The organism is Pseudomonas sp. CM27 (assembly GCF_013179515.1).
GTDB lineage: Bacteria > Pseudomonadota > Gammaproteobacteria > Pseudomonadales > Pseudomonadaceae > Aquipseudomonas.
Window position 1 is genome coordinate 1 of sequence record NZ_JABMCN010000372.1, and the last position, 3755, is coordinate 3755.

At 59.3% G+C, this 3755-nt stretch carries 5 protein-coding genes; all 5 read right to left on the reverse strand.

Going from position 1 to position 3755, the window contains the following annotated elements:
- Positions 1 to 1282: replicative DNA helicase (gene dnaB, locus HP547_RS27850; protein WP_172288672.1), on the reverse strand; the 1282-nt coding region annotated here is incomplete at its 3' end.
- A gap of 113 nt (positions 1283 to 1395) precedes the next feature.
- Positions 1396 to 1842, reverse strand: coding sequence for a 50S ribosomal protein L9 (gene rplI / locus HP547_RS27855; RefSeq protein ID WP_075804740.1), 447 nt, complete (start codon positions 1840 to 1842; stop codon positions 1396 to 1398).
- Between the two features lie 20 nt (positions 1843 to 1862).
- Complete coding sequence (locus tag HP547_RS27860) at positions 1863 to 2726, reverse strand: hypothetical protein (protein WP_172288673.1); 864 nt, start codon at positions 2724 to 2726, stop codon at positions 1863 to 1865.
- Between the two features lie 33 nt (positions 2727 to 2759).
- On the reverse strand, positions 2760 to 2990 hold the full coding sequence (gene rpsR, locus HP547_RS27865; RefSeq protein ID WP_003249563.1) for a 30S ribosomal protein S18: 231 nt from the start codon (positions 2988 to 2990) through the stop codon (positions 2760 to 2762).
- A 28-nt stretch (positions 2991 to 3018) separates the two neighbouring features.
- Positions 3019 to 3444 carry a 30S ribosomal protein S6 gene (gene rpsF, locus HP547_RS27870; protein WP_003249557.1) on the reverse strand — a complete coding sequence of 142 codons (426 nt, stop codon included), beginning with the start codon at positions 3442 to 3444 and terminating at the stop codon, positions 3019 to 3021.
- Between the last annotated feature and the right edge of the window lie 311 nt (positions 3445 to 3755).

Here is a 3755-nt window from a genome sequence, read left to right on the forward strand (position 1 = left end):
TGATTTCAGCGATGCCCTTATGCTCGGTTTCGGGGTGATACACCTCGTCCCGGTACACGAACATGATGACGTCGGCGTCCTGCTCGATTGCACCCGACTCACGCAAGTCGGAGTTGATTGGGCGCTTGTTCGGCCGCTGTTCAAGGGAGCGGTTCAGCTGCGACAGTGCAACCACCGGGCAGTTGAACTCCTTGGCCAACGCTTTCAAGGAGCGGGAGATTTCGGAAATTTCGTTGGTACGGTTATCACCGCCGGAACCTGGAATCTGCATGAGCTGCAGGTAGTCGACCATGATCAGGCCGATTTCGCCATGCTCCCGCGCCAGGCGGCGAGTACGTGAACGCATCTCAGAGGGGCTGATGCCGGCCGTATCGTCGATGAACAGCTTGCGGTCATTGAGCAGGTTGACGGCCGAAGTCAGGCGCGGCCAGTCGTCATCATCCAGCTGGCCGGAACGCACCTTGGTCTGATCGATGCGGCCCAGGGACGAGAGCATACGCATGATCAGCGACTCACCTGGCATTTCAAGCGAGAAGACCAGCACCGCCTTGTCGCTGCGCAGCACCGCGTTCTCCACCAGGTTCATGGCGAAGGTGGTCTTGCCCATCGAAGGACGACCCGCAATGATGATCAGGTCAGCTGCCTGCAAACCGCTGGTCTTCTCGTCCAGGTCGGTATAACCGGTGGAAACGCCGGTGATCTCGCTGTCGGAGTTGAACAGCGTGTCGATCCGGTCGATGGCCTTGGTCAACAGTTCGTTGACGCCTACCGGCCCGCCAGTTTTCGGCCGCGCTTCGGCGATCTGGAAAATCTGCCGCTCGGCGTCGTCGAGGATTTCCTCGGCGTTTCGACCTTGGGGGTTGAACGCGTTATCGGCGATGTCGGTGCTGATGCTGATCAGCTGGCGCAGCGTGGCACGCTCGCGAATGATCGCGGCGTACGCCTTGATGTTGGCTACCGACGGGGTGTTCTTGGCCAGCTCGGCCAGGTACGCCAGGCCGCCGATCTGCGAGGACACGCCTTCCTTGTCCAACTGCTCATGCAGCGTGACCACGTCGAACGGGTGGTTAAGGTCCACCAGCTTGTGGATGGCCCGGTAGATCAGGCGGTGGTCATGCCGATAGAAATCGCCATCGGACACCTGGTCCAGCACCCGCTCCCAGGCGTTGTTGTCCAGCATCAGGCCACCGAGCACGGCCTGTTCGGCCTCGATGGAATGCGGCGGCACCTTCAGGGCGGCGGTTTGCAGGTCAAGCTGTTCGGAGGTGGTGATCTCGTTCATGGCCACGAAAGAATTCTGGAGGACGAAAAAGACAAAGGGCACGGCCTGTATAAAACAGGACCGTGCCCGATGTTAACCGCCTGGCTCACCAGGAGCCAGCCAGTCAGCGCAGCTTAGGCAGCTACGACGACCACACGTACGGTGGCTTCAACGTCGCTGTGCAGGTGCACGGCTACGTCGTATTCGCCAACCTGACGGATGGTGCCGTTCGGCAGACGAACTTCAGCTTTGGCCACTTCAACGCCGGAGGCGGTCAGGGCGTCAGCGATGTCGTGAGTGCCGATCGAACCGAACAGCTTGCCTTCGTCGCCAGCGGTGGCAGTGATGGTCACTTCCAGCTCGGCCAGTTGGGCAGCACGGCTTTCAGCCGAAGTTTTCTTGTCGGCAGCTGCTTTTTCCAGCTCGGCACGACGTTCTTCGAACGCAGCCAGGTTGGCGGCGTTGGCAACGGTGGCCTTGCCGAATGGCAGCAGGAAGTTACGGCCGTAACCAGCCTTAACTTTTACTTTGTCGCCCAGGTTGCCCAGGTTAGCGACTTTTTCCAGCAGGATCAGTTCCATTTGGTAAAACCTCTTAACTTTTAACCTTCACCGTTCGCGGAGTCATTCCCCTTGGGGGACTTGCGACCGCGAAAATCAATCAGGCTGTCGACAATGGCCAAGACCATCAGCAACGGATAAATCAGCTGCATGATCAGCGGCAGCGTCACGTACATGCCCACCAGCCAGAAACCAGCCAGTCGGCCCTGTGCCACCAGCCCGTGCATCAAGGCTATGCCGGCCAGTACCAGTACCAGGCTCGAGGCCGATGCCAGAATGATGAACTGCGACCCGATAAACGGAGCCACCACCATCACTGCCACCAACACCGCCATGGTCTGTTTTGGCAGCTTCAGGGCGCGAAACTCGCGACCGAAGCCTCCAGGGTTGTACAACGCTGCCTGCCAGTAGCGCGCCAGCACCAAGGCCAGCACACTGAACAATTGCACCGTCACTGCTGTGGAAGCGACCAGCACAGGGCGGATCAGCTCACCGGAGAGCACCGGTTGCCCTTCGATTTGCGGCATGGCCTCGGCAAAAGCCTTGGCCAGCATATCGAAGGTCGGTGCCAGCGCCAGATCGAGCACGAGGCTGAAAGCCACGGCGAACACGGCGCTGACCACCAACACGCGGCTCCAGGGTTGCTCGGCACGCAAAATGGCGGCCATGGCCAGGGCACCCGCAATCACCATGAAGGTGATGGGATCGCCCATGAACCACACGGCCAACCCGGCCAGCAGGCCGCCGGCGATGACCGTTGTAGCATCCTTGAACCCGCGCCGCAGCAGCACAAGGCTGCCGGCAGCGGCACTCAACCAGAACAGCAGCGGCAGTACCGCGCTGATGACCACCACCAGGGTGGCCTGCACACGACCGCGCATGATGAAGCTTGCTAACGCTCGCATGCTAATCCCTTACTGCTTGTCGACGACCCGGTCTCAGCGGCCGTGGCTGTCGGTGTAGGGCAGCAGGGCCAGGAAGCGGGCGCGCTTGATAGCGGTAGCCAGCTGACGCTGATAACGAGCTTTGGTACCGGTGATGCGGCTTGGAACGATCTTGCCGGTTTCGGATACGTAAGCTTTCAGGGTGTTGAGATCTTTGAAGTCGATCTCTTTCACGTCTTCAGCAGTGAAGCGGCAGAATTTACGACGACGGAAGAAACGTGCCATTTAATAGGCTCCTCTAAAGGTCCGTGGATTACTCGTCAGCGTTATCGCTGGAGTCGCTGTCATTGCTGTCGTCGCCTTCGGCGGAGTCAGCATGCTCAGGACGCTCGCGACGCTCACGGCGCTCGCTGCGGTTTTCTTCAGCCTTCAGCATCTCGGACTGACCGGTAACGGCTTCGTCACGACGGATGACCAGGTTACGGATAACGGCATCGTTGTAGCGGAAGTTGTCTTCCAGCTCGGCCAGGGCCTTGCCGGTGCACTCAACGTTCAGCATCACGTAGTGAGCCTTGTGAACATTGTTGATTGCGTAGGCCAGTTGACGACGGCCCCAGTCTTCCAGGCGGTGGATCTTGCCACCATCTTCTTCGATCAGCTTGGTGTAACGCTCAACCATGCCGCCGACTTGCTCGCTCTGGTCCGGGTGAACCAGGAAGATGATTTCGTAATGACGCATGAATGCTCCTTACGGGTTAGTAGTCTGCCAGCGAATCTGGTCAGACAAGGAGTGAATGACACTGTATGTCTTGCACAGAGGGGAGGCGCATGCGCACCTGCCAGCTCGGCAAGGGGCGCAATTGTAGAGAAGCCGTGGCACACAAGCAAGGTGATTGGCGATTATTTGAACAGCCCGAAACACTTTATGTCTGTACTGGCCCTATCGCCGGCAAGCCAGCTCCCACAGGATCGCCACAGGACCTGAACCTTGTGGCGTGCCTGTGGGAGCTGGCTTGCCGGCGATAGGGCCGGTACAGGCTGAAGATCAGC

What these genes read in the sequence shown, in the direction of transcription:
- rpsF (WP_003249557.1), bottom strand. Translation starts at nt 3,444, where the DNA reads ATGCGTCATTACGAAATCATCTTCCTGGTTCACCCGGACCAGAGCGAG.
- HP547_RS27860 (WP_172288673.1), bottom strand. Translation starts at nt 2,726, where the DNA reads ATGCGAGCGTTAGCAAGCTTCATCATGCGCGGTCGTGTGCAGGCCACC.
- rpsR (WP_003249563.1), bottom strand. Translation starts at nt 2,990, where the DNA reads ATGGCACGTTTCTTCCGTCGTCGTAAATTCTGCCGCTTCACTGCTGAA.
- rplI (WP_075804740.1), bottom strand. Translation starts at nt 1,842, where the DNA reads ATGGAACTGATCCTGCTGGAAAAAGTCGCTAACCTGGGCAACCTGGGC.